The 22,025-nt window shown below is 55.8% G+C and carries 22 protein-coding genes; 1 reads left to right on the forward strand and 21 read right to left on the reverse strand.

The window, feature by feature from the left end; all coding sequences use genetic code 11:
* Positions 1–25: 25 nt before the first annotated feature.
* From PSTEL_RS16580 to PSTEL_RS16675, 20 genes are all read right to left on the reverse strand, one after another.
* The gene (locus PSTEL_RS16580; protein WP_038696983.1) at positions 26–1,231 is read right to left on the reverse strand and encodes an acetate/propionate family kinase; all 1,206 of its coding nucleotides are present in this window, start codon (positions 1,229–1,231) and stop codon (positions 26–28) included.
* Positions 1,228–2,100 (reverse strand): 3-hydroxyacyl-CoA dehydrogenase family protein, encoded by an 873-nt coding sequence (locus PSTEL_RS16585; protein ID WP_038696985.1) that lies wholly within the window; start codon positions 2,098–2,100, stop codon positions 1,228–1,230. The genes PSTEL_RS16580 and PSTEL_RS16585 overlap by 4 nt, the downstream gene beginning before the upstream one ends.
* 135 nt (positions 2,101–2,235) lie before the next feature.
* Positions 2,236–3,738, reverse strand: coding sequence for an AAA family ATPase (locus tag PSTEL_RS16590; protein ID WP_038696987.1), 1,503 nt, complete (start codon positions 3,736–3,738; stop codon positions 2,236–2,238).
* The gene (locus tag PSTEL_RS16595) at positions 3,731–4,264 is read right to left on the reverse strand and encodes a hypothetical protein (protein ID WP_038696989.1); all 534 of its coding nucleotides are present in this window, start codon (positions 4,262–4,264) and stop codon (positions 3,731–3,733) included. Before PSTEL_RS16595 ends, PSTEL_RS16590 begins: the two co-directional genes overlap by 8 nt.
* Before the next feature lie 262 nt (positions 4,265–4,526).
* Complete coding sequence (locus PSTEL_RS16600) at positions 4,527–5,045, reverse strand: cell wall elongation regulator TseB-like domain-containing protein (RefSeq protein ID WP_038696991.1); 519 nt, start codon at positions 5,043–5,045, stop codon at positions 4,527–4,529.
* Positions 5,046–5,111: 66 nt separating this feature from the next.
* Complete coding sequence (locus PSTEL_RS16605) at positions 5,112–6,413, reverse strand: amidohydrolase (protein ID WP_038696992.1); 1,302 nt, start codon at positions 6,411–6,413, stop codon at positions 5,112–5,114.
* Positions 6,403–7,053: a redox-sensing transcriptional repressor Rex gene (locus tag PSTEL_RS16610; protein WP_038696993.1), complete on the reverse strand. Its 651-nt coding sequence runs from the start codon at positions 7,051–7,053 to the stop codon at positions 6,403–6,405. The genes PSTEL_RS16605 and PSTEL_RS16610 overlap by 11 nt, the downstream gene beginning before the upstream one ends.
* A 342-nt stretch (positions 7,054–7,395) precedes the next feature.
* Entirely contained in the window at positions 7,396–10,251 is a 2,856-nt protein-coding gene (gene dinG, locus PSTEL_RS16615) for an ATP-dependent DNA helicase DinG (RefSeq protein WP_038696994.1), read from the reverse strand.
* 119 nt (positions 10,252–10,370) lie between these two features.
* Positions 10,371–11,027, reverse strand: coding sequence for a tetratricopeptide repeat protein (locus tag PSTEL_RS16620; RefSeq protein WP_038696995.1), 657 nt, complete (start codon positions 11,025–11,027; stop codon positions 10,371–10,373).
* 117 nt (positions 11,028–11,144) lie between these two features.
* On the reverse strand, positions 11,145–11,528 hold the full coding sequence (gene panD / locus PSTEL_RS16625) for an aspartate 1-decarboxylase (RefSeq protein ID WP_038696996.1): 384 nt from the start codon (positions 11,526–11,528) through the stop codon (positions 11,145–11,147).
* Positions 11,521–12,411, reverse strand: a complete 891-nt coding sequence (panC, locus tag PSTEL_RS16630; RefSeq protein WP_038696998.1) for a pantoate--beta-alanine ligase — start codon at positions 12,409–12,411, stop codon at positions 11,521–11,523. Before panC ends, panD begins: the two co-directional genes overlap by 8 nt.
* 1 nt (position 12,412) lies before the next feature.
* Positions 12,413–13,279 (reverse strand): 3-methyl-2-oxobutanoate hydroxymethyltransferase, encoded by an 867-nt coding sequence (gene panB / locus PSTEL_RS16635; protein ID WP_038696999.1) that lies wholly within the window; start codon positions 13,277–13,279, stop codon positions 12,413–12,415.
* 338 nt (positions 13,280–13,617) lie between these two features.
* Entirely contained in the window at positions 13,618–14,418 is an 801-nt protein-coding gene (locus tag PSTEL_RS16640) for a biotin--[acetyl-CoA-carboxylase] ligase (RefSeq protein WP_052098584.1), read from the reverse strand.
* Complete coding sequence (locus PSTEL_RS16645; RefSeq protein WP_038697000.1) at positions 14,415–15,686, reverse strand: CCA tRNA nucleotidyltransferase; 1,272 nt, start codon at positions 15,684–15,686, stop codon at positions 14,415–14,417. The genes PSTEL_RS16640 and PSTEL_RS16645 overlap by 4 nt, the downstream gene beginning before the upstream one ends.
* Before the next feature lie 20 nt (positions 15,687–15,706).
* Entirely contained in the window at positions 15,707–16,858 is a 1,152-nt protein-coding gene (gene bshA, locus PSTEL_RS16650) for an N-acetyl-alpha-D-glucosaminyl L-malate synthase BshA (RefSeq protein WP_038697001.1), read from the reverse strand.
* A 133-nt stretch (positions 16,859–16,991) separates the two neighbouring features.
* Positions 16,992–17,687 (reverse strand): bacillithiol biosynthesis deacetylase BshB1, encoded by a 696-nt coding sequence (bshB1, locus tag PSTEL_RS16655; RefSeq protein WP_038697002.1) that lies wholly within the window; start codon positions 17,685–17,687, stop codon positions 16,992–16,994.
* Positions 17,684–18,106 (reverse strand): methylglyoxal synthase, encoded by a 423-nt coding sequence (gene mgsA / locus PSTEL_RS16660; protein ID WP_038697003.1) that lies wholly within the window; start codon positions 18,104–18,106, stop codon positions 17,684–17,686. The genes bshB1 and mgsA overlap by 4 nt, the downstream gene beginning before the upstream one ends.
* A 17-nt stretch (positions 18,107–18,123) precedes the next feature.
* A complete protein-coding gene (gene dapB / locus PSTEL_RS16665) occupies positions 18,124–18,924 on the reverse strand; it encodes a 4-hydroxy-tetrahydrodipicolinate reductase (protein ID WP_038697004.1) in 801 nt (266 codons plus the stop codon).
* 34 nt (positions 18,925–18,958) lie between these two features.
* Positions 18,959–19,480, reverse strand: a complete 522-nt coding sequence (locus PSTEL_RS16670) for a tetratricopeptide repeat protein (RefSeq protein WP_038697005.1) — start codon at positions 19,478–19,480, stop codon at positions 18,959–18,961.
* Positions 19,481–19,522: 42 nt separating this feature from the next.
* A complete protein-coding gene (locus PSTEL_RS16675) occupies positions 19,523–19,852 on the reverse strand; it encodes a nucleotide pyrophosphohydrolase (protein ID WP_038697007.1) in 330 nt (109 codons plus the stop codon).
* 166 nt (positions 19,853–20,018) lie between these two features.
* Here PSTEL_RS16675 and PSTEL_RS16680 point away from each other — a divergent pair, with 166 nt between their 5' ends.
* Positions 20,019–20,888, forward strand: a complete 870-nt coding sequence (locus PSTEL_RS16680; RefSeq protein WP_038697009.1) for a YitT family protein — start codon at positions 20,019–20,021, stop codon at positions 20,886–20,888.
* Positions 20,889–21,081: 193 nt separating this feature from the next.
* Here PSTEL_RS16680 and PSTEL_RS16685 read toward each other — a convergent pair whose 3' ends face one another.
* Positions 21,082–21,990, reverse strand: a complete 909-nt coding sequence (locus PSTEL_RS16685) for a sporulation protein YpjB (protein ID WP_052098585.1) — start codon at positions 21,988–21,990, stop codon at positions 21,082–21,084.
* Positions 21,991–22,025: the final 35 nt, after the last annotated feature.

A 22,025-nucleotide genomic window follows, 5' to 3' on the forward strand; every position in this document is an offset into this window, starting at 1 on the left:
TCCGCCTATATTCGATTGTAACTCTTTATCCTTGCGCTTGCACGATACGAAGCGTATCGCGGGCGATTACGAGTTCCTCGTTCGTCGGAACGACGAGAACTTCCACCTTGGAGCCCGCAGTCGAAATGCGGCGAGGATCGCCGGAGCGAACCTTGTTGGCTTCGCGGTCAAGCTCGATGCCGAGGAAGGTCAGGTTGCTGAGAACCTTCTCCCGCAGCAGCGAGGCATTCTCGCCGACGCCGGCTGTGAAGACGATGACGTCAACGCCGTCCATCGCTGCCACATAGGAACCGATGTACTTGCGAAGCCGGTATTCATACATTTCAAAGGCCAGGGTCGAGTTAGGCTCGCCTTTCTCGTAACCGTCGATGATGTCGCGCATGTCACTGCTTGTGCCGGAGATCGCGAGCAGACCGCTGTGCTTGTTCAGCATCGAGCTTGCTTCGCCAGGCGTCAGCTCTTCCTTGTTCATAACATAAGGAACGACAGCCGGGTCGATGTCTCCGCTTCGCGTACCCATCATGAGACCTTCCAGCGGAGTCATGCCCATGGACGTATCCACCGAGACGCCTCCCTGCACAGCTGTTACACTGGCACCGTTGCCGATATGGCAGGTAATGATCTTAAGATCTTCAACCGGACGTCCGATGAACTCGGCAGCGGCCTTGCTGACGAAGTCATGGGACGTGCCATGCGCGCCGTAGCGGCGAACCTTGTACTTATTGTACAGAACGCGCGGAATGGCATACATATAAGCCTTCTCCGGCATCGTCTGGTGGAACGCGGTGTCGAATACGACAACCTGCGGCACGCCCGGCATATTGACTTCCGAAGCGGTAATCCCCATAACGGCTGCCGGGTTATGTAACGGCGCCAGGTCAAACAGACGGCGAATTTCCGATTTGGCAGGACCGTCAACGAGAGCCGATTTCTTGAAGACCTCGCCGCCGTGCACAACCCGATGGCCCACGGCGTTGATTTCGCCGATGGAATCGATCACGCCATGCTCTTTATCGGTCAGGGCGGACAGCACCTTCCGGATCGCTGTTGTATGCTCCAGAATTTCGCTGACCTCCGTAAATTCCTGCTTGCCTGTCGGCTTATGCGTCAAGATGGAGGAGTCCATCCCGATGCGCTCCACCAGCCCTTTTGCCAGAACGGATTCATCCGTCATATCGTACAGCTGATATTTCAGCGAAGAAGAACCTGCGTTAATTACGAGAACTTTCATATGCGGTCACCATCCTTGTCATACTTGAAGAAGCCTTCGCCCGATTTCATTCCCAGTTGTCCTGCGCGAACCATCTTCTTCAGAATCGTCGAAGGGCGGTATTTCAGCTCGCCGAACTCGCGGAACATCCGTTCCAGGGCGGCAAGAACCGAATCCAGGCCGAAACGGTCGGCCATTTCAAGCGGACCATATTGGAACTGGTAGCCAACGCGCATGGCATCGTCGATATCTTTGGCGGATGCGACGCCTTCCTGAAGCACATGCATCGCTTCGTTGATGAACAGGCAAATGAGGCGTGAAGTTACGAATCCCGGGGATTCATAAATCATTACGCCTTTCTTCTCGACAACTTCGTCGACGAATGCTTTGGTATTCTCAAAAGTGGTATCGGAAGTCTTCAGGCCGCGTACGAGTTCGACAACGTCAACCTTGGCCACCGGATAAATAAAGTGCATGCCAATTACACGCTCCGGGTACATGGTCGAGCTGGCAAGCTCGGTCAAGCTGAGCGTGGATGTATTGCTGGCGAGAATAATATTGTTCGGACATACCTGGTCAAGCTGATTGAATACTTTCTTCTTCTCCTCCAGATCCTCGATAATCGTCTCTATGACCATATCGCAGGCGCTGAGTTCGGCGAAGTGAGTGACTTTCTGGATACGGCCGAGAATGAGCTTCTTCTCTGCTTGGGTAATTGCCCATTTCTCCAACTGTTTGTCCAGACTTGTCTCAATCATGCTGTAGGAATAGTCCAATTTCTCCGGCGTCTTCTCCACGAGAAGCACATCCAGGCCCTTGGCTGCCAGCATTTCGGCAATCCCTTGTCCCATCGTGCCTCCGCCGATGACACCGATTTTTTTGAAATTCATAAAAAGCCTCCATCCTTTCAGGTATCTCTGCAATTGTTGCAGGACCTATTTTTCTGTCGAAAAAACAACATACTCCGACATATAATAATATCTTAGCATGCCGGAAAAGTAAAAAAAAATAACCGGCATAAAGAATTATGCCGGTAAAAGTACACTGTCACGAAATTGACAACGAAATTGATCGCCGGACAGCACTTCTTCCTTCATGAGGATATCCAGGGAATACTCGAAGATATTCCGTTTGTTCTCAAGGATGTCCCGTGTGCGGCTCATCAGTTCGTCCAGGATGCTGGTATTCTCTTTCATGATTTCTTCGGTCGTGACCATTTCAAGCTTGGCGATGCCAAGCGATGTCAGGCCCGATTTCATCATCATCTCCACAATGCCGAGCGCCTGGTCAAAGTCTCCACGGGAGCCTGTGCTGCGTCCGCCGTAGAAAATTTCCTCGGCTGCGGCGCCGCCCAGTGCGATCATAATCTGCTCTTCCAAAAACTCCTTAGTATATAAGTACTGTTCCTGCTGCGGATTATGTCTTACATAACCTAGTGCCTGTCCGCGCGGAGTCAGTGTAACCTGACTGACGCTTCCCGGACGCAGCGATTCCGCCATAATGGCATGTCCAAGCTCGTGAATCGCCACGCGCTTCTTCTCTTCCTGATTGGTCTCGCGGTCCGTCTTCTCGCCCATCATCACTTTGTCGATCGCCATCGCCAGATGCCGGTGCTCCACCTGCGTCAGATTTTCACGCATCATGTAAATGGCGGCTTCGTTCATGACGCTCTCAAGCTGGGCGCCGGAGAAATTATAGGCTTCCTCGGCGATCTTGTCGAGATTGACGCTTTCGTGCAGAGGCTTGTTCTTGGCATGCAGCTCCAGAATTGACTTGCGGCCCTTCTTGTCGGGCATATCCACCTGGATATGACGGTCGAACCGTCCAGGGCGCAGCAGCGCCGAGTCCAGCATCTCCTTGCGGTTCGTCGCAGCGATGAGCAGAATACGCGGCGTATCGGAATTGTAGATGCCGTCCATCTCGGTAAGGAGCTGGTTCAGCGTCTGGTCGTATTCCCGCTGTTGGCCGCCTTCACGCTTGCCTCCGATAACATCGATTTCATCGATAAAAATAATGGCGCTCTCTTTGTTCTCCTTCGCCGCTCGGCTCCGGGCATCCTTGAAGAGATCGCGAATGCGGCCGGCGCCGACACCCACGTACATCTCCACAAATTCACTGCCCGATGCTGCCACAAATACGGAATTGGTGTAATGAGCAGCGGCTTTGGCCATCAATGTCTTGCCGGTTCCGGGAGGGCCGGTCAGCAGGATGCCCTTCAGAGGACGGATGCCGAACTTGCTGATCTCCTCGTGGCGGATCAGGAAGTCGAGCGCCTCGCGCAGCTCCTGCTTCGCGTTGTCCTGGCCGCCGATTTCCTCAAAGGTCAGCTTCGCAGGGCCGGCCTTTTTGCGCTTCTTTTCCGCACCTGCATTAACGGCAATTCCGCCCCGCATATGCGTAATGAACAGCAAGCCACCGACCATGACGGCCGCGATAATTACCGGCACAATATTGAGGCCGAGAAAAGCCAGAAAAATAAGCAGTACAGGTACGAATCCGATGATGATTTCCTTGGTCCATTTAGGCATTGTTCCATACCCCCAGCTTCTCAGCCTGGCGCGGCAGGATGATGAACTTGCTCTCCTTGCCGTCCGATAGACTTACATATACATTGTTATCGTCAATTTCCGTTGTCGCCTGAACACCTGTGAACTCCTTCGACAGATCATTAAGCGTCTCGGGAATCAGCGTATACTTGCCGCTCTCCATAGCCTCAGCCACCGAGAACAGCGCCTTGTTCCAGTAATCGTCAAGTGTCTGGTTGGAATGCTGCGTTACATCAAGCTTCACGGTGCGGCTCCCGATTATAGTCTTGCCTTCCGTTTCAATATATTGGACCAGCTCACGCAATTTAGTGCCTGGCTGCAAATCAAGTTTCAAATTGACTTCACTGCGGTTAATAGAGACTTGGGAGGCATTGACTCCCTTGTAGCTGCTGACGATTTTTTCAAGCGGCTCCTGGACGGCGAACTCCCGATACAGGAACCAGCCGCCGAACAGGACGGCAGCAGTCAGCACTGCGGTCAGCAGTACAGGCATTAGACGAAGTTTCAAACAGCGTCCTCCTCTCTGAGATACAACGAACGAATCCTTATACCTGTCGTCATGTCGTCATTATGTGACCGACATTTTTTGTCGCGCCTTAATACATCTAGTAGTATATCATAGGAGTATATACGAGGACGATTGATTTGTGAATAATATTTAAAATTTTACCTTCTATTTTCTGCCTATTGTATTCTCAAAATCTAAGGAAAACCCAAAAAACCTTCAGGCCGCAAGCGGCTTGAAGGTTTTAATTTGAGCAGAGTAATGGTCAACGACTGGGCAAGGAGTAGCCTTCACCAATCTGCTGTCCGTCCGAGAACCGATAGAACCGGTAATAATACTTGTCATTCTCTTTGCAAAAAAGCTGCCAGACATACTCTCCGTTATACGCGCCGGCAAGCAGACGTTTGATTTGAACGCCGGGAATTGAGGACTCGATCAGCTGCCTCATCTTCTTCTCGGAGACGCCTTTGGAGACCTCCTGGGCGTATACGCCGTTCTGTCCGCCGGCCGGCTTGCCATCCTCTGTGAAACGCACCCAGACCATCATATCCGTTCCGGATGCATTCTTGCCGCTGACGACCCAGTAGATGGAGTTCGCGTCCCACACCGATTTCCGGACACTATCAATCTCTGTCAGCCCCGCTGCGCTGTCTGCGGCAGCTTCGGCCGCGCTACGCTCATTCCATTGATCCCTCAGTACGTAGGCGAAGAATTGATAGAGGGCGAACAGAAAGAGCACGGCCAGAAAGATCCCGTACAGAATCCATTTTCTCCTAGTTCTCAACTTGCTGTTCTCCTTCTGTGAGGTTTAGGTTCCCGTCGTTACCAGACAGGCATAGACAAGCACAGGCTACCTTTTGAGCAGTCCCTCAAATGCTTCCTGCGCCTTGCGGCGGACTTCTTCCTCATCCAGCGTCAGGCAGAGGCCGTGCTTCACAACCTGCTTGCCATCTACCCATACATGCTCGACGTCCTTGGCGCTTGCCGAGTATACGGCATGTGATACCAGATCCGTATGCGGCAGCAGATGCGGCTGGTCAATATCCAGGGCGATAAAATCCGCCTTCATTCCGGGCGCAAGCTTGCCTATCTGATCCAGGAAGATAGACTTCGCTCCATACTCTGTAGCCATACGCAGAGCTTCACTCGCAGGCACAGCCGTCGGATCGCCGGAGACCCCTTTATGAATCAAGGCAGCCAGACGCATTTCCTCGAACATATCCAGATTATTGTTGCTCGCTGGACCGTCCGTTCCCAAGGAAACCGTAACGCCCGCCTTAAGGAGCTCGGGAACCCGCGCGACTCCACTCGCCAGTTTCAGATTGCTTCCCGGATTGTGGGAGACGCCGACCTGATAACGGGCCAGAATTTCAATCTCCTCGTCATTCAGATGCACCCCATGCGCCACCAGTGACGGCCGGGTGAACATGCCGAGCTTCTCCAGATGAGCGACGGGACGCAGCCCGAAATCCGCCTCATTCTGCTCCACTTCACGGCGGGTCTCCGACATGTGGGTATGCAGAGGAAGGTCCAAATCATGCGCGGCCTGAACGAATTTCTCGAAGAAATCAGGCGGACAAGTATACGGGGAGTGCGGCGATATCATCGCTGTAATCCGTCCCCCTGCGCTTCCGTGATAATCTTTGGCAAAGGCAACGGCTTCCGCCAGCTTCTGACGCTGCACCTCTTCCGGGCACAGTCCAATGACGCCGCGCATCAGCACGGCGCGAATGCCGGATTTCTCCGCCACCTCGGCCACCCGGTCCATATGATCGTACATATCAAGGAAGGTGGTCGTGCCGCCTTTCAGCATTTCCAGTACGGACAGCGCGCTTCCCCAGTAGACGTCATCTCCGGTGAATTTCGCTTCCATTGGCCACATTTTCTCCTGCAGCCAGATTTGCAGTGCGAGGTCGTCCCCATAACCGCGAAGCAGCGACATCGCCGCATGACCATGTGTATTGACCAAGCCGGGCATGAACAGCAGCCGGCTGCCATCGAATGTCTCCACGCCCTCGGGAACAGCATTCAATGCTTCTCCTATGTATGTGATTACCCCATTCTCCACGATCATATCTCCGCCAATCACGGCGGGCTTATCATCTCCGGGCACGACAAATTTGCCGCCGCGGACGATCCACTTATCGCTCATCCTGTTCTTCGTCCTTTCCGTCATGCAGATAATAGGCAAGGCTCTGCAGATCTGTTGTAAAATCGGCTGCGTGCACACGAACCTCTTGCGGGGTCTTCAGGATGACCGGAGCGAAATTAAGGATGGCTTCGATACCTGATTCAATCAGTATATTGGCCACATTCTGCGCTTCCTGGTCCGGCACGGTAATGATGCCAATCCGGATGCCCTGTTCGCGTACGGTCTTGGACAGCTCTTCCATCGGCTGCACGGTCAGCGTATTGATTTTGGTTCCGACCTTCGGCGGGTAGGAATCGAAGACAGCCGTAATTTTCATCGTGTCTTTCAAATAGGCGTTATAGTTGGACAGCGCGTGGCCGAGGTTACCGGCTCCGACCAGAGCAACATTGATCGGCTGGTCCAGCTTGAGAATATGACGGATTTTCTCGATCAGATAAGCTACATCATAACCGATGCCTTTTCTTCCGAAATCTCCGAAATAGGCAAGATCCTTGCGAATCTGGGCAGGGTTCAAATCCAGACGCTGGCCCAATTCCTGAGAAGAGACTGTGGAGATTTCGCGCCGGTGCAGGTCGTTCAGAAAGCGCAGGTATACAGGCAGCCTGCGTACAACGGCCTCTGATATTTTGTCCGATTTCATGAGTTCTCCTCCTAATCGATATCGGTGCCTTTCATCCCAAAACCTCTCAAAGTCCAGCCTTAGGCTATTACGTCAAGAGCCCGCAGGGCCACCTGCACCTCGTTCAGGACCTCCGTTCAAATGGCGATTGGACGAAGGCAGACGAAGCTTCGGCGGGTTTTGGGTGACAAGGACCGCTTGCATCCCTGACGGGACACTTTAAATATACGGGATCTGCTGCAATTACATGAACAGAAGACATTCCCGGAAATAGGGTTAATCGTAATAATATCAGCCATGACCAGCCGGTCTGACTTCAGGACGACTAAGAACTACGATCCGTCACTCAGCTTCCGCAGGTTATTAGGATACACCGTCCTGATGAAGCCATTCTGCGATGCGCGGGACCATCTGTTTGGTCGTCATATGCTCCATTTTGGGACCCGGGAGCGAATACAGGAAGTATTTGCCGTAATAAGACTCGATGACCCTGGTATCATATACGATGACGATCCCCCTGTCCTGCGCGGTCCGGACAAGCCGGCCAAAGCCCTGCTTGAAGCGGATCACCGCTTGAGGCACGGAGAGCTTCATGAACGGATTCTTCTTCTGGGCTTGAAGCAGCTCGGCCTTGGCCTCCGCTAGCGGATGGCTCGGGGGCTGAAACGGCAGCCTGACAATCGCCAGGCAGGTCAACGCATCGCCCGGTATGTCGACGCCTTCCCAGAAGCTGCTCGTTCCCAGCAGGACGGAAGCAGCTTTCTCCTGAAACCTTCTCAGAAGCTTGCTCCGGCTGCCGCCCTCCACGCCCTGTCCGAGCACGGAAATATCCTGGGCTGCAAGAGCTTCCTTGAGCGGCTCATACACCTGGCGAAGCATTTTGTAGGACGTGAACAGCACCAGCATCCTTCCCTGCGTCGTCACGGCGGCTTCCGCCAGCGACTGGACAAGCATATCGACGAATTTGGCGTCGCCCACGGTCCCCTTCACGCTCGGGAAGTCCCTTGGAATGACCAGCAGCGCCTGATCCCTGTACTTGAACGGAGAAGGCAGCTGCACGGTCTTGAGCCGTTCCTGCTCCTGGGCTTCGTTGAGTCCGAGGCTGTCGATCATGTACTGGAACGACTTGTCGACGGAGAGCGTCGCCGAGGTGAGCACCGCGCTTTTTTTCTTGTCGAAGAACAGGTCCTTCAGCTGAGCGCTGACATCTACCGGCACGGCATACAGATGCAGCGATTTGTTGCGGTAATTTCCGTTCGCCTCAAGCCAATATACTACATTCTCGTCGTTCATTCCCATAAAAAACCGCACCTGCTCCCGGATTTCGGCCAAATCCTTTAAGAGTCCGCCGATATCGGTCACCAGGCTGTCCGAAGAGGACTGGCTCTCCTGTTCCCGCATCTCCGTGAGCATCCCCTCGCCCTTGCGGATCACGTCGCTCAGAGAGCTGTGGAGTGTCTGCTCCAGCGCGGCAAGCTCCTCCCAGCCTGTTGGCTTGCGGGAAGGCAGCAGGCGATGAACGAGCTGACCGGCTTCGCCCCCTGCGTCGGCGCGCTCCGGGATCAGCGTGAACAGCTTCTCGCTCAGGAGTTCCCACGATTCCTTGATAGTCAGAAGGTCCGGATACATCCGGTCGATGATCGAGCTCCATTCCGCCGCCTGCTCGCTTCCGGAGCTCTGCAGCACATGGCGCAGCGCCGGCAGCTGGCCGGTCCTGCTGTCCTTATACAGCCGGTTCAGCGTGTGGGAAACTGTGAAATGCTTCATGCTCATGCCCAGATGCTTCCCGGCGACTTCCTCCAGCTGATGGGCTTCGTCGATGACCAGGTATTCATAGGCTGGCAGAAGCTGATGTCCGGCCCTCACGTCGGCGAACAGCTTCGAATGATTCGTGATGACGACATCCGCATTGCCCGCCTCATGCTTCGCCCGGTGATAGTAGCATTTGCGGAACCACGGACAGGATCTTCCCAGGCATGAATCGGTATCGCTGGCAACCGTCTCCCAGAAATCGCCGCCCCGGCCCCCGAGATTCAGCTCTTCGTCGTCCCCCGAATCGGTCTGCGTCAGCCAGACGATCATCTGGGCCGAGGTAAGCGTATCCTCACGGGGAGCGGTGAATTCCTTTGCATTAATTTTATGTTCAAATTTGCGCAGACACAAATAGTGTCCTCTTCCCTTGAAGACCGCAGCCTTGAACGGAAACGGAACGGTCTGGGTCAGCAGCGGGATATCCCGCTCCCTGAGCTGATCCTGCAAATTGATCGTATGCGTGCTGACCATCACCTTCTCGCCGGTCTTGACGCTCTGGTAAATGGCAGGCAGCAAATAACCGAGCGATTTGCCGGTTCCGGTGCCCGCTTCGATCAGCAGATGCTTCTCGTCCTGAAGCGCCTGGTACACCTCTTCAAACATCTGCTCCTGCGCCTGACGGTCCTCATACTGGGGCAAAAGCGCCTTCAGCCTCGTCTTAACCTCGTCAAGATACTCGCGGAACGACATATGCTCGGCCGGGTAATCCCCTTCCTCTCGCGGAGGGGACAGCTCCGTCCAATCGCCGACGGCAAGCGCCAGCTGACGGTGGAACTGCAGCTCGCCTTCCGGCTGGAACGTCTCCATCTCGCGCTCTCTGAGCAGGCCGTCGAAGAACCAGCTGAGATCGCTGTCTTCGCCGCTGAACAGTTCCGTAAGGCGCTGTATAGTCAGAAGAGGAAGCTCATACAGCTCATCCAGGCAGCGAAGCAGGACCATCGCGGTCGCAAGCGCATCGCTGTCCGCCTGGTGCGGACGCTCATGGGTCAGTCCGAAATGGGAGCTGACGGCGCCGAGCTGATAGGAACTGAGAGACGGAAAGCAGATTTTGAGAAAATCGATCGTATCCAGAATACGACCCTGGAACGGCAGATATCCGCAGCGGTCCAGGGCGTTTTGCAGAAAATGAAAATCAAAAGCGACATTATGCCCTACAAGCACCACATCGTCCAGCAGCGGCACCAGTTCCATCATCATTTCTTCCAGCTCGGGCGCATCCGCAACATCGCTGTCCGAAATGCCGGTCAAGCCCGTGATAAAAGGGGGAATGGGTCCTCCGGGCTTGACGTAGGAACCGTATACCCGCGAAATGGACCGGTCTTCTTCTATGATGGCAAGTCCGACCTGAATGATTTCACCCACGGACTGGGTTCCCGTTGTTTCAAAATCAAGCACGGCAAATTTCATGATGATCTATTACCCTTTCATTTAAGACTCTTCTTCAGCATAACAGAAAGTGCGAAAAAAGGCGATGCACACCGCCTCTAAGCCGGTCATGCATCGCTTGAATTAACCATCTGTTCTGTTCACAGCAGGGAGACAAGCTGGCTTCCGAATTCAAGCTCGCCGCTGCCCCGGGTGCATACCTGGAGATTGCGCTCAGGCTCCGGAAAGCCGGGATCATATCTCATCGCAAGTGAAAATAATTCCCTGGCCTCGTCGAACCGCCGTCCGGAAGCTGCAATGCAGCCCATAGCGTTGTAAATATGCGCCTTTAGCTTCCTTCCTTGGACCACAGAGAGCATATGCTCCAGATGCTCCCATGCAGCGGCGGTATCGCCCAGATAGAGATAAGACATGGCGAGATATAATCTCGGAGCCGGATGATCGGGATAGCGGACAAGAACGACCTTGAACTGCTCGATGCATTTGGGATACATCAGGAGCTTGTAATAACCCTGCCCACGGACAAAATTCTCCATTTCGGAAGGATCTTCCGGAGTGGGCCCAGTATCAGGAACGTTCTGCGCATCCCCCTGCTCTTCCTCAACTCCGATATTTTGGCGGAACAGGCTTAAAGCCTCTGCAAAGGCCAGCCATTCGTCAAGCGCCTCGTCGCTGAGGTTACGAAGCATCCGGTATTTGCCCAGAAGGTCCTGGCGCCTTGCACCCTGCGAGCCGGGCAGCTCCCTTGCAATATCGGTCAGCATGTGTTTCATTTCGGCAAACATCTGTTGAAACATAAGGGTGGTCCCTCCTTGCCGATAATAAAATCAGTGCGGCTTGCCTGACTTCATTGTTCGCCCGGAGGGACCCTTTCATGCGTGGCAGACATTGCTTAATGCGTAAGCAGAAGCCTGTCAGGCCGTTGTCGCATGAAGCTCCTTATGCTCAAGCTTAACCGGTTTATTGTTCCCGTCCACAAACACTACAGTCGGCTTGTGGCCTTCAAGCTCTTCCTTGGACAGAATGGCATAAGAGATAATGATGACCGTATCGCCGGGCTGCACAAGCCGTGCCGCCGCGCCGTTCAGGCAGATTACTCCGCTGCCCCGAGGGCCGGGGATGACGTAGGTCTCCAGACGCGAGCCGTTATTGTTGTCCACGATCTGGACCTTCTCGTTCTCGAGCAGATCGGCTGCTTCCATCAAATCTTCATCGATCGTAATGCTGCCTACATAATTCAGATTGGCTTCGGTTACCGTAGCCCGGTGTATCTTGGACTTCATCATATGTCTATACAAGCGCAGCTACCTCCTTCGGCGTGAAGACGATATTGTCGATCAGGCGGGTGCGGCCAAAACGGACAGCCAGCGCCATAATAATCTCTCCCTCCGCCCGGGTGAGCGGAAGATCGGCAGCGATGGGCTCAAGCGCAGGGAAGCTCAAAATATCGGCGTAGTCGATATCCGCCAGCGGCGATTCCGAAATCACGGATACGATCAGCTCGCGGGCTTCGCTCGCGGTAACGACCCGGCCGTCCTCGATCGCGGCCCGCGCTTCCCGAAGGGAGCGTGACAGTACAAGTGCCTGGCGGCGTTCTTCAGCGGACAAATACACGTTGCGGGAGCTGAGCGCCAGCCCGTCAGACTCACGAATGAGCGGACAGGGCACAATTGTAACGTTCATATTAAGATCTTCGACCATCTGCGAGAGCACAGCCACCTGCTGGGCGTCCTTCAGGCCGAAGAATGCATAATCAGGCTGCACCATATTGATCAGCTTGGTCACAACGGTTGTGACGCCGTCGAAGTGTCCCGGACGGGAAGCGCCGCAGAGCTTGTCCGTCAGGCCGGAGACTTTGATTTTGGTGCGGGTCGGTTTCGGATACATTTCCTGGGCCAAGGGAATAAATACAATATCAGCCCCCCGGGATTCCGCAAGCGCAAGATCACGGATCTCGTCACGGGGATAGGATTCATAATCTTCACCAGGCCCGAACTGAATCGGATTCACGAAGATGCTCATGACCACGATGCCGCAGGTTTCCTTCGCCCGGCGAAGCAGGCTGGCATGGCCTTCATGCAGAAAGCCCATCGTCGGAACCAGTCCGACAGGACCGCGTCCCTCGCTCCGAAGCTGGCCCAAGGATTCTCTAAGCTGTTCAACCGTTCTAACGACTTTCATATTATCTCGCTCCTTTTCCGGCAGCGCCGTATAATGTGTGCAGCACTTCTTCATCAGCGCCGAATACATGCCGTTCTTCCGGAAAAGCGCGCTGTTTCACATCCTGCACATACTGGCCGATTGCGTCTTTGATCACGCCTCCGACATCAGCGTATGTCTTGACGAACCGTTTCTCTCTGTATGAAGAGGTATATTTCAAAATATCGTGGAAGACCAGCACCTGTCCGTCGCAATAGCGACCCGCGCCGATGCCGATTGTCGGGATGGAAAGCTCCCGTGAAATGGCCTCCGCCACCTCTTCGGTGACAAGCTCCAGTACGATACCGAAGGCTCCCGCCTGCTCCAGCGCCTTCGCCTCTCTCATCAGCCGTACAGCGTCCTCGGGGTCCTTGCCCTGCACCCGGTAGCCGCCGATTGTATTGACCGACTGCGGCGTAAGTCCGATATGGCCGAGCACCGGCACTCCGGCGGAGACGATGGCGGATACGGCGGGACAAATTTCAAGACCGCCTTCCATCTTGACCGCATGGGCGTGTCCTTCCTGAATGAGGCGGCGCACATGTCCCAGCGTGACGTCGATACTGCCGTGATACGTCATGAACGGCATATCGGCCACGATAAAGGTGTGCTCCGCACCGCGGGCAACTGACCGGGTGTGATACACCATATCGTCAATGGTGACCGGCAGCGTCGAATTGTACCCCAGCACAACGTTGCCCAGCGAATCGCCGACCAGGATCACATCCACCCCGGCTTCTTCGGCCAGCGCGGCGGACGGGTAGTCGTACGCGGTCAGCATGCTGAGCGGAACGCCCTCCGCCTTCATTTTCTTCAGCTTCACAATGTTTAACGCTTGTTTGACAGTCATTTCTTTTTCCCCTTTTGCGAGTCCCCTGCGCTTATTTCGCGCAAACAAAAAAACCTTTTAGCGTATCCGCTAAAAAGGTCCGAAGGGCAAAAAAGAGTCACTCGCGATCGTCCCTTCTGTCTCGGTCCTTGCGGCTCAGAGCAGAATCTGGCGTAACCGTCGATCCAGTTACCAAGAGGAACCCGCCGCCTGTCATCTAAAGATTAGGCTGGCGTTTCCTATAAACCATCACTTCTTGCCGGAGTGCAGTTCGCTAGCGATACCGCCTCCTGACAACAGTATATCAAATACCACCCGTAATTACACGTAAAAAATATGACAAGCTGTGGAACAACATGTCAGATCAGCGCGATTTCTCCGGCGTACAGCGTCTCGGTCTCCCCGTCAGTGCGCAGAACCACAAGTCCTCCGTCCTCTTCGAGACGGACCGCAGTACCTTCCTGAGGCCCCTCAGGCGTCCGCAGCATCACTCGTCTGCCAAGCGTAACCGACTGTTCCGACCATAGCGCGGCGATCGGATCAAGCCCCTGCTCCAGGTATACGCCGTAGAGCGTCTCCAGCTCCTTCAGAACAGCGCGGGCAAGCTCTTCCCGCTCCGTCTCCCTCCCGCTTTCGATCAGCAGCGAGGTGCCGATCTTCCGAAGCTCCTCCGGGTAATCCTCTTCCGCCAGATTCGCGCTGATGCCGATGCCGGCAATTGTGTACTGCAAGCCGCTAGGCCAGGCACAGGATTCCAGCAAAATGCCGCATAGCTTCCGGCCGTTCACCAGCAGATCGTTCGGCCACTTGATGCCGGCTTCCACTCCAGTCTCCCTCCGGATGGCGGAGCAGACCGCCGCTCCGGCAAGCAGCGTCAGCTGCGGCGTTAGCTGGAGCGGAATCGACGGACGGAGCACAACGCTCATCCAGATGCCTTTGCCTTTGGGCGAGTGCCATCTGCGCCCCTGTCTGCCTCTGCCGCCTGTCTGCTCTTCGGCCATAACCGCCGTTCCTTCAGGAGCTCCCTGCTCCGCCAGCTCCTTCGCGGCCTCCTGCGTGGATACTACCGTGTCCACGCGGCGCAGCATGGCAGCCCAGCCAGAAGGGCGGCGTTCTTCAGCTTCTTCCCCCTGGAAGAAAGTGTTCTCATATCTGCTCACTTGATCTCCACCCTCTTCGCTTGTCTCACCAGCGCGTCCCGCTCATTCGGGACGCTTCCCTCGGCGGCCGCCAGCAGCAGCTCCTGCAGCAAGCTGCCGAGCCAAGGCCCTGGCCGCCGGTCCAGCGCGGCGGTCAGCTCGCCGCCGCTTACCGCCAGCTCCGCCAGGCTGCGCACCGGCATGCCGGCGAGCCATTCCCGCGCGGCCTTCACCCGGGCCGCGCCCTCCTCGCCGCCTGGCAGCGCGGCGAGCACGTCCAGCCACCCTTCGGCCGCATCACAGCCGAAGGTCAGGGCGGCGGCGATGAACCGACGCCTGGAGGCTGCGGGGCCGTCATCCGGCCCCGCCTCTTCCTCTGCGGTCCACGCCTCGCGGAACCGCAGCACCCGGGCGGCATCCTTGCGGGCCGCCCCCGGGAACGTCCATGCCCGCATGAGCCGGTCGGCCTCTTCAGCCGGCGAGCCCAGGGCATGGAGGAGCAGCGCCCAGCGCAGCCGGGCGCTCCCGAGTTCCCCGATGCGCGTAAGGCTTGCGGCGGCTGCCGCAAGCTGGTCCGCGTCCCAGGGGAACGGGGCTTTGCCGCGCGCGAGCAGGCAGCTGCGCGCAAGCATGGCCAGCCCCCGCAGCGGGCGGGGGCCTTCCACGATGCGCGTCAGCTCCGCGTAGACGCGCTCAACGGCGATGTGCGCCAGCTCATGACGGCGGCGCAGCAGGCCGCGCCACGTGTTCTTCGCGACGCGGAAATCAAGCGTCGAGGCGAACCGGATGCAGCGCAGCATGCGGAGGGCATCCTCGCCGAAGCGTTCGTCTGCGGAACCGACGCAGCGGATGCGCTGCTGAGCCAGGTCCTCCTCCCCGCCAAAGGGGTCGATGAGTGTGCCGCTCAGCCCCATGCAGATGGCGTTGATCGTGAAGTCCCGTCTTCTCAAATCTTCCGTCACATCGGCCACAAAGGTCACGCTCTCCGGGCGGCGATGGTCGGCGTAGCCGCTCTCCGTCCGGAAAGTCGTGACCTCAAAGGGAAATCCGGATTCCAGCACCGTCACCGTGCCGTGCTCCAGCCCGGTCGGCACGCATCTCGGAAACAGCCCCAGCACTTGCTCCGGAAGCGCTGAGGTCGTCAGATCCATGTCGTGAACGGGACGACCCAGCAGTTCGTCGCGGATGCAGCCGCCAACCCAGTAAGCTTCATAACCGGCGTCTTCCAGCGTGTTCACAATTCCAGCCGCGGCTTCCGCCATAACGGGGTCCGCCATTTTCCACTTCATCCTGTCACGGCTCCCTTTCTTTAGCGGACCACTCCGCTTGTCTGAGGGTCCAGGACGCGGTAATAAATGCTCTCGTACTGGTCGGTAATAATATCCTTGGAGAAATCCTGGCACGCGCGTCTCAGACAGGCTTCACGCATCTGCTCGGCCAGCTTCTCGTCAGAGAGCAGCCGGACAGCATAGTCAGCCATCGATGTTGTATCCCCGATCGGTGCCAGATAGCCGGTGACTCCGTGCTGGACAAGCTCGGGAATGCCCCCGGCCTGCGAGCCGACGGTCGGCACGCCGCAGGCCATCGCCTCCAGCGCCACAAGCCCGAAGCTCTCCTTCTCGGAGGGCAGCAGCAGCAGATCGGCCATCGATATCACCTGAGCGATTTCGTCCTGCTTGCCGAGGAAACGAACTTTGTCCTCCAGTCCCATTTCGGCGATCTTCGCCTGGATCTTCGGAAGCTCCGGCCCTTCGCCTACCAAGAGCAAGCGCGCAGGAATCCGGCCGCTGACCTTGGCAAAAATATCAACAACATCCGAGACCCGCTTCACGGGACGGAAGTTGGAAATATGCATCAGAATTTTTTCCTCAGGCTCCGCGAACAGCTCTCTCAGCCCGGTCACATCTCTCGGATAGTACACCCGTTTGTCGACGAAATTGTAGGTCAAATCAATGGGAGCCGTAATATCGAGCGCCCGTCTTGTCTCCTGGATCAGATCGCGGGATACCGCCGTTACCGCGTCGCTCTCGTTGATGCCGAGCCGGATCAGATCCTTCAGCGACTCATCCTGTCCCAGTACGGTAATATCCGTGCCGTGCAGCGTCGTTACGACCTTGATCTGACCGCCGACCATCTGCTTGGCGAGGAAAGCGCAGACCGCGTGCGGAACCGCATAGTGCACATGCAAGAGATCAAGGTTCTCCATTTTGGCGACCTGCGCCATTTTGGTTGCAAGCGCCAGATCATAAGGCGGATAGCGGAAGACGTAATAATCGTTGACCTCCACCTCATGGTAAAAAATATTTTTCTGAAACGTTCCCAGGCGGAACGGGATGCTGTGGGTGATAAAATGGACCTCATGTCCTTTTTCCGCCAGCAGCTTGCCTAGCTCTGTAGCTACGACGCCCGAGCCGCCCAGAGACGGATAACAGGTAATCCCAATTTTTAACAGCCGGTCCATAGGTCCGTCTCCTTTATTCATATCATCTTTACCTTTGCCCGACCTCAGCTGCTCTAACTGGCAAGTCTTTCGGTCCTTCCCATGAAACAGCCGGCGCTGCTTAGGAACGCCGGCGGATGATGGCTTAGTTTCGTTATACCCGGAACAGATCGACCGCAAAGGGAAGCTTGGACGCAAATCCTTCCGCGTATATAAAGCCTTTGCGCTGGCCCAGGAGCATGTCCCTGGCCCGGACACGCTCGATGTAGCCGTCGTTCAGCGGAGTGGATACGATATCCGCTCCCGGCGTCTTCTGAAACTGGGAGACGTAACAGGACAGGGAGGCTTCCTTCAAGCCGTAGCTGCCGGTCACATCAACCAGCAGATCCGTTCGTCCCAGATCATTGATGAAGTAGAAATACAGTTGGGGCGCCGGAATAGCGGGTACATCCGGCATATACCGGCGAAGCTTGGCATTGAATACCGCTTCCTCCACGATTCGGCCGCATGCCACATGATCGGGATGCCTGTCCTCCGGATAGGGAGCGAATACGATGGAGGGCGAACAGCGGCGGATTTCCGCCGTTACGGCTGCAATCTGCTCCTCGCTTGTCCGGAGTCCCCGGTCGGGCAGTCCAAGATTGGAACGCATGACAACGCCCAGCACCTCGGCCGCATGCCTTGCTTCCTCCTTCCGGCTTTCCACCGTACCGTTAGAGGACATTTCGGCGGCGGTCAGGTCGCAGATGCCGACTGCGAGCCCCGCAGCTGCATGCTTCGCGATGGTGCCGGCCATGCCGATCTCCGCATCGTCCGCATGCGCTCCGATCACGAGGATGTCGAGCTTCATTCCGGATCGACTCCCGGCTTGTACTTGTGAACCAGCTCGCGCCAGGCGAAATCTCCCCGGTCGATTGCCTTGACCAGAATTTCCGCGGTTGCGATATTCGTAGCAACCGGAATGCCGTATACGTCGCACAGGCGAAGCAGAGCGGAAATGTCCGGTTCATGCGGCTGCGCCATCAGCGGGTCCCGCAGGAAGATAATAAGATCCAGTTCATCCTGGGCAACCAGGGAACCGATCTGCTGATCGCCGCCGAGCGGTCCTGACATAAAGCGGTGAATCTTCAGGTTCGTTGCTTCCATGATGCGTTCGCCCGTCGTTCCGGTAGAGAACATTTCATGGCCTTCAAATACATGCTCATATGCGGTTACAAAGTTAACCATTTCATCTTTTTTTCTGTCATGTGCGATAAAAGCGATCTTCATTAGTGACCTCTCCCCGTCTACTCAATAAAATGTTCGAATCCGTAAACCAATCCCGTGTAGCCCATAACCTTCTGGATGCCCAGCTTGACTCCCGGCATATATCCCGCCCGCTCGTAGGAATCATGGCGGATCTTGAGCGACTGTCCGAACCCTCCGAAGACGACCTCCTCCTGGGCGAATACACCCGGAAGACGGACGCTGTGAATGCGGAAGCCGTTATAATATCCGCCGCGCGCCCCTTCCAGAAGCTCTTCCTCGTTCGGATTGCCCTGCCGCAGCTCCTCCCGGACCTCCGCAATCATCTCAGCCGTCTTGATCGAGGTTCCGGAAGGCGCATCAAGCTTCTGATCTCCATGATACTCGATGATTTCAAGGTGTGGGAAGTACTTCGCCGCCTGAGCGGCAAACTTCATAAGCAAAATGGCCCCGATCGAGAAGTTCGGAGCGATCAGTCCGCCTATGCCCTGCTCCCGACACTGCTTGTCCAGCTCTGCGATCTGCTCCGGCGTGAAGCCGGTCGTACCGATGACCGGCCGCACTCCATGGCGGATCGCCGCTGTCGTGTTGTTGAATGCGGATTGCGGAACCGTGAAGTCAACGAGTACGTCGGCCCCGGCAGACAAAGCGGCGTCCAAATCATCTGTTACCGTGACTCCCGCTTCGGGAAGTCCCGCAAGAGATCCCGCGTCAATTCCCATGGAGGAACGGTCCACAGCGGCGGCCAATTCCAGCTCTTCGTCCTGAAGCACCAGCTTGACGACCTCCTTGCCCATTCTTCCGCCTGCTCCTGATACTACCACTCTGATTCTCTTGTCCATTTGTCTTTAGCCCCCGCTTTCGTCCGTCGTTTGGTTACTGCATATACAGCCGCAGCGATTTCTGAAGATCCTTCATTAATGCTTTCAGTCCTTCGTCACCGGGATGCAGAGCGATGACCTCTTTCATGGCTGCGATAGCCGGAAGATGCTCATTCATCCGGCTGTGCGCAATGGCAAGCCAGACATAGGCGTCGCCGTACAGCGGGTCCAGCCTGACGGCTTCCTGCAGCAGCGTGACAGGCCGGTACGGATTGCTGCCCGGGCCCGTCTCCTCTTCAAGCAGCACTTTGGCCTCCTGGACATGCATCATGGCCTGCAGATGCTGGAGGTGAAGCCTGTACTCCGGTTTGGCTCCGTCCAGCTTCACTGCTTCCTTGGCGTGCTCGGCTGCCTTCTCCAGCCGCCCGTTACGGGCATACGTAATCGAGCAGCGGTAGCGGACCTCCGGGTCATGCGGATCGGCCGCGATGGCGGCCTCAAAACATTGGATCGCTTCCTCGAAATCGCTCCGCAGGATGTACCGGTATGCCTCTTTCACATATTCTCCCGGATTCATGCTTACCACCCTCCGTCATATGTTACAGCATATGCTTTGGGCTTACTCCGCGTTCTTCTTCGTCCAGCGCTCCGCATCTCGAGTGTTGAATTTATGCATGACCTTGTCCATGGCCTGCGTCAGATCAATGCCGAGCGAGTTGGCGAAGCATACGGTGATGAAGAGAATATCGCCAAGCTCCAGCTCTATGGAATTCTCGGGCTCGTCCTTTTTCTTCGGCTTCTCGCCGAAGGAATGATTGACCTCCCGGGCAAGCTCCCCGACTTCTTCCGACATGCGCGCAAGCATGGAGAGGGGACTGAAATAACCTTCTTTGAATTGGGAGATATAAGCGTCGACTTCGCGCTGGATTTCAGCAAGACTTTTCTCCATATCTTACGCTCCCTTCACCTGGCGCATATTGCCTTTTCGTTTGCCCCTATGTTATCGTAAAGACGTTTTGAAGACAAACCTTTTTTGAATCTGGTTTATCTTCAATAAAGTATACTTTTTCGCAATCGGAGAAAAACTGCCGGTATTACGGCTCACGGAGGAACCCATGAAATTCGAAAAACTCAAACCCATCCTCAAGACAACCGCACCAATCATGCTGGGGACTGCGGTATATGCTTTTGCACTCTTATATTTCATTATTCCCAATCAGCTGATGGAAGGCGGGGTTACCGGGATAACCATCCTGCTTAATTACGGCTTCGGCATTCCGGTCTTTCTGACAACCCTGCTGCTGAACCTTCCGCTGTTTCTGCTCGGATGGAAAATGCTGGGATCGAGTCAAATCGTCTATACCGGCGTAGGGATCGGCTCGCTGTCATTCTTTCTCTGGTTGTTTGAGCGGCTGATTTCCCATGGATGGATCGCCCCCTTTCAGACCGAGCATGATTTTATTCTGGCATCGCTCTATGCAGGGGTTACGCTCGGGCTGGGCCTTGGGATCGTCTTCCGCTTCGGCGGAACAACCGGCGGCGTTGATATTGTCGCCCGCATATTAAGCCGGAAGTTCGGCTGGAGCATGGGGCAGATCATTCTGGTGACCGATGTCATCATTATCGGCTCTTCGCTGCTCTACATACCTAAGGAAAAAATCCTCTATACGCTGGTAGCTGTATTTATTGCCTCCCGGGTGATCGATTTCATTCAGGAAGGCGCGTATGCCGCCAAAGCTTTTATGATCATCAGCGATCACGGAGAGGAAATCGCGGATCTGATCACGAGAGATATGGAACGCGGGGTCACCCTGATCCCTTCCATAGGCGCATACTCGAAAATGTCCAAGTATACCGCCTATTGCGTCGTTTCCAGGCAGGAAATCCGCCGCCTCAACCAGCTGGTCAGATCGGTCGATCCCAGAGCCTTCGTAATTATAAGCGATGTGCATGACGTACACGGAGAAGGCTTCCGTGAAGAGTGAGGCTTTCAGCTTAAAGCTAAAGCCTAAAGCCAAGACAAGCCAAAACCGGTCCCTGCGGCCGGTTTTGGCTTGTCTTGAAGTTCGTCTGAAAGTTTGTCTTAGAGACTGGCATTCTGAAACGGAAGCTGTCTGCAAGGTAAGAGACTTTCACCGACTGAATCTCCGTTATCGCTCTTCCAGCCTTTAGGAACCGCTACAGCGGATTCCACCGGTCCCGCTCGCCTTTGTACTTCCGGAAGCCGGTATAAGCCAGAGCTGCCAAAATGAACCCTCCGGCGAGCCAGCCTGCCAATCCGTAATTAATCGGAGCAAGCGGTGTCGACAGCGTCGGCTCATCTTTCTCCTTGCCGAACAACGCGCGCACGGCCTCTCTTCCATGCGAAACGGCGCCAACCCGCTCTTCCCGCCCAGGGGCGGGTTCGCCCGCTCCAAGTCCCTCTGCGAAGGAGAGCCACGCATCGAACCGGTTGACCTCCACTTCTCTCCTCGCGACCAGAACCGCCGGACGGATCAGGTCATACCGCTGTCTCAGGCTCTTCAGAGCGGTTGTCCAGCCGGCCGTATCACCTGCCGACGCACTGCCTCCCATCTCCTTCAAATCCTCCAGCATCAGCTTGTAATACTGCATCCACATCGGCTGCCGGGCATGATTCAGGCTGTTCACAGCCAGCCTTAGCCGGGCCGCAGCAGCTATCCACCGGTCGGGCTGCAGATTGACCGCATTCATCGCAGTCTTCATGTCAATGATCGCACCGGACAGGGCGTTGATTCCTTCCACCGAAGTCCGGTCTCCAAAGGAGGACGACGCGAACAAAGCCGAGACAGCCTCCGCCGTTTCCCTGGCTTTATTGACATCGCCTTCCGATGCGTAACGGTACAGAGCTTCCGTCATATCCTCAAGACGCTGGGCGGGTTGTTCCGCGCTCCCGTCCGTAGCCTTCTTCGGTTCAGAAGCAACGGATTCCAAAGTTTGCAATGACTTGTCCGAGGTCGCAAATCCGCTCAAATCCGACGCATTAGCCGTGCTTGCCGTAACCGTAAGTACCGGCGGCACAAGCAGCACTCCCAACGCCAGCATTATTCCCCATATTCTCCGCCGCATGAGACATCCCTCCTGCCTTCATCTTATGCAGTGGG

It is taken from the genome of Paenibacillus stellifer (assembly GCF_000758685.1).
Taxonomy (GTDB): domain Bacteria; phylum Bacillota; class Bacilli; order Paenibacillales; family Paenibacillaceae; genus Paenibacillus_AQ; species Paenibacillus_AQ stellifer.

Bases quoted from the DNA above. Each gene is read 5' to 3' on its own strand.
- PSTEL_RS16580 (WP_038696983.1), bottom strand. From the start codon at position 1,231: ATGAAAGTTCTCGTAATTAACGCAGGTTCTTCTTCGCTGAAATATCAG.
- PSTEL_RS16585 (WP_038696985.1), bottom strand. From the start codon at position 2,100: ATGAATTTCAAAAAAATCGGTGTCATCGGCGGAGGCACGATGGGACAA.
- PSTEL_RS16590 (WP_038696987.1), bottom strand. From the start codon at position 3,738: ATGCCTAAATGGACCAAGGAAATCATCATCGGATTCGTACCTGTACTG.
- PSTEL_RS16605 (WP_038696992.1), bottom strand. From the start codon at position 6,413: ATGAGCGATAAGTGGATCGTCCGCGGCGGCAAATTTGTCGTGCCCGGA.
- PSTEL_RS16610 (WP_038696993.1), bottom strand. From the start codon at position 7,053: ATGAAATCGGACAAAATATCAGAGGCCGTTGTACGCAGGCTGCCTGTA.
- dinG (WP_038696994.1), bottom strand. From the start codon at position 10,251: ATGAAATTTGCCGTGCTTGATTTTGAAACAACGGGAACCCAGTCCGTG.
- PSTEL_RS16620 (WP_038696995.1), bottom strand. From the start codon at position 11,027: ATGTTTCAACAGATGTTTGCCGAAATGAAACACATGCTGACCGATATT.
- panC (WP_038696998.1), bottom strand. From the start codon at position 12,411: ATGAAAGTCGTTAGAACGGTTGAACAGCTTAGAGAATCCTTGGGCCAG.
- panB (WP_038696999.1), bottom strand. From the start codon at position 13,279: ATGACTGTCAAACAAGCGTTAAACATTGTGAAGCTGAAGAAAATGAAG.
- PSTEL_RS16645 (WP_038697000.1), bottom strand. From the start codon at position 15,686: ATGAAGTGGAAAATGGCGGACCCCGTTATGGCGGAAGCCGCGGCTGGA.
- bshA (WP_038697001.1), bottom strand. From the start codon at position 16,858: ATGGACCGGCTGTTAAAAATTGGGATTACCTGTTATCCGTCTCTGGGC.
- bshB1 (WP_038697002.1), bottom strand. From the start codon at position 17,687: ATGAAGCTCGACATCCTCGTGATCGGAGCGCATGCGGACGATGCGGAG.
- mgsA (WP_038697003.1), bottom strand. From the start codon at position 18,106: ATGAAGATCGCTTTTATCGCACATGACAGAAAAAAAGATGAAATGGTT.
- dapB (WP_038697004.1), bottom strand. From the start codon at position 18,924: ATGGACAAGAGAATCAGAGTGGTAGTATCAGGAGCAGGCGGAAGAATG.
- PSTEL_RS16670 (WP_038697005.1), bottom strand. From the start codon at position 19,480: ATGAATCCGGGAGAATATGTGAAAGAGGCATACCGGTACATCCTGCGG.
- PSTEL_RS16675 (WP_038697007.1), bottom strand. From the start codon at position 19,852: ATGGAGAAAAGTCTTGCTGAAATCCAGCGCGAAGTCGACGCTTATATC.
- PSTEL_RS16680 (WP_038697009.1), top strand. From the start codon at position 20,019: ATGAAATTCGAAAAACTCAAACCCATCCTCAAGACAACCGCACCAATC.
- PSTEL_RS16685 (WP_052098585.1), bottom strand. From the start codon at position 21,990: ATGCGGCGGAGAATATGGGGAATAATGCTGGCGTTGGGAGTGCTGCTT.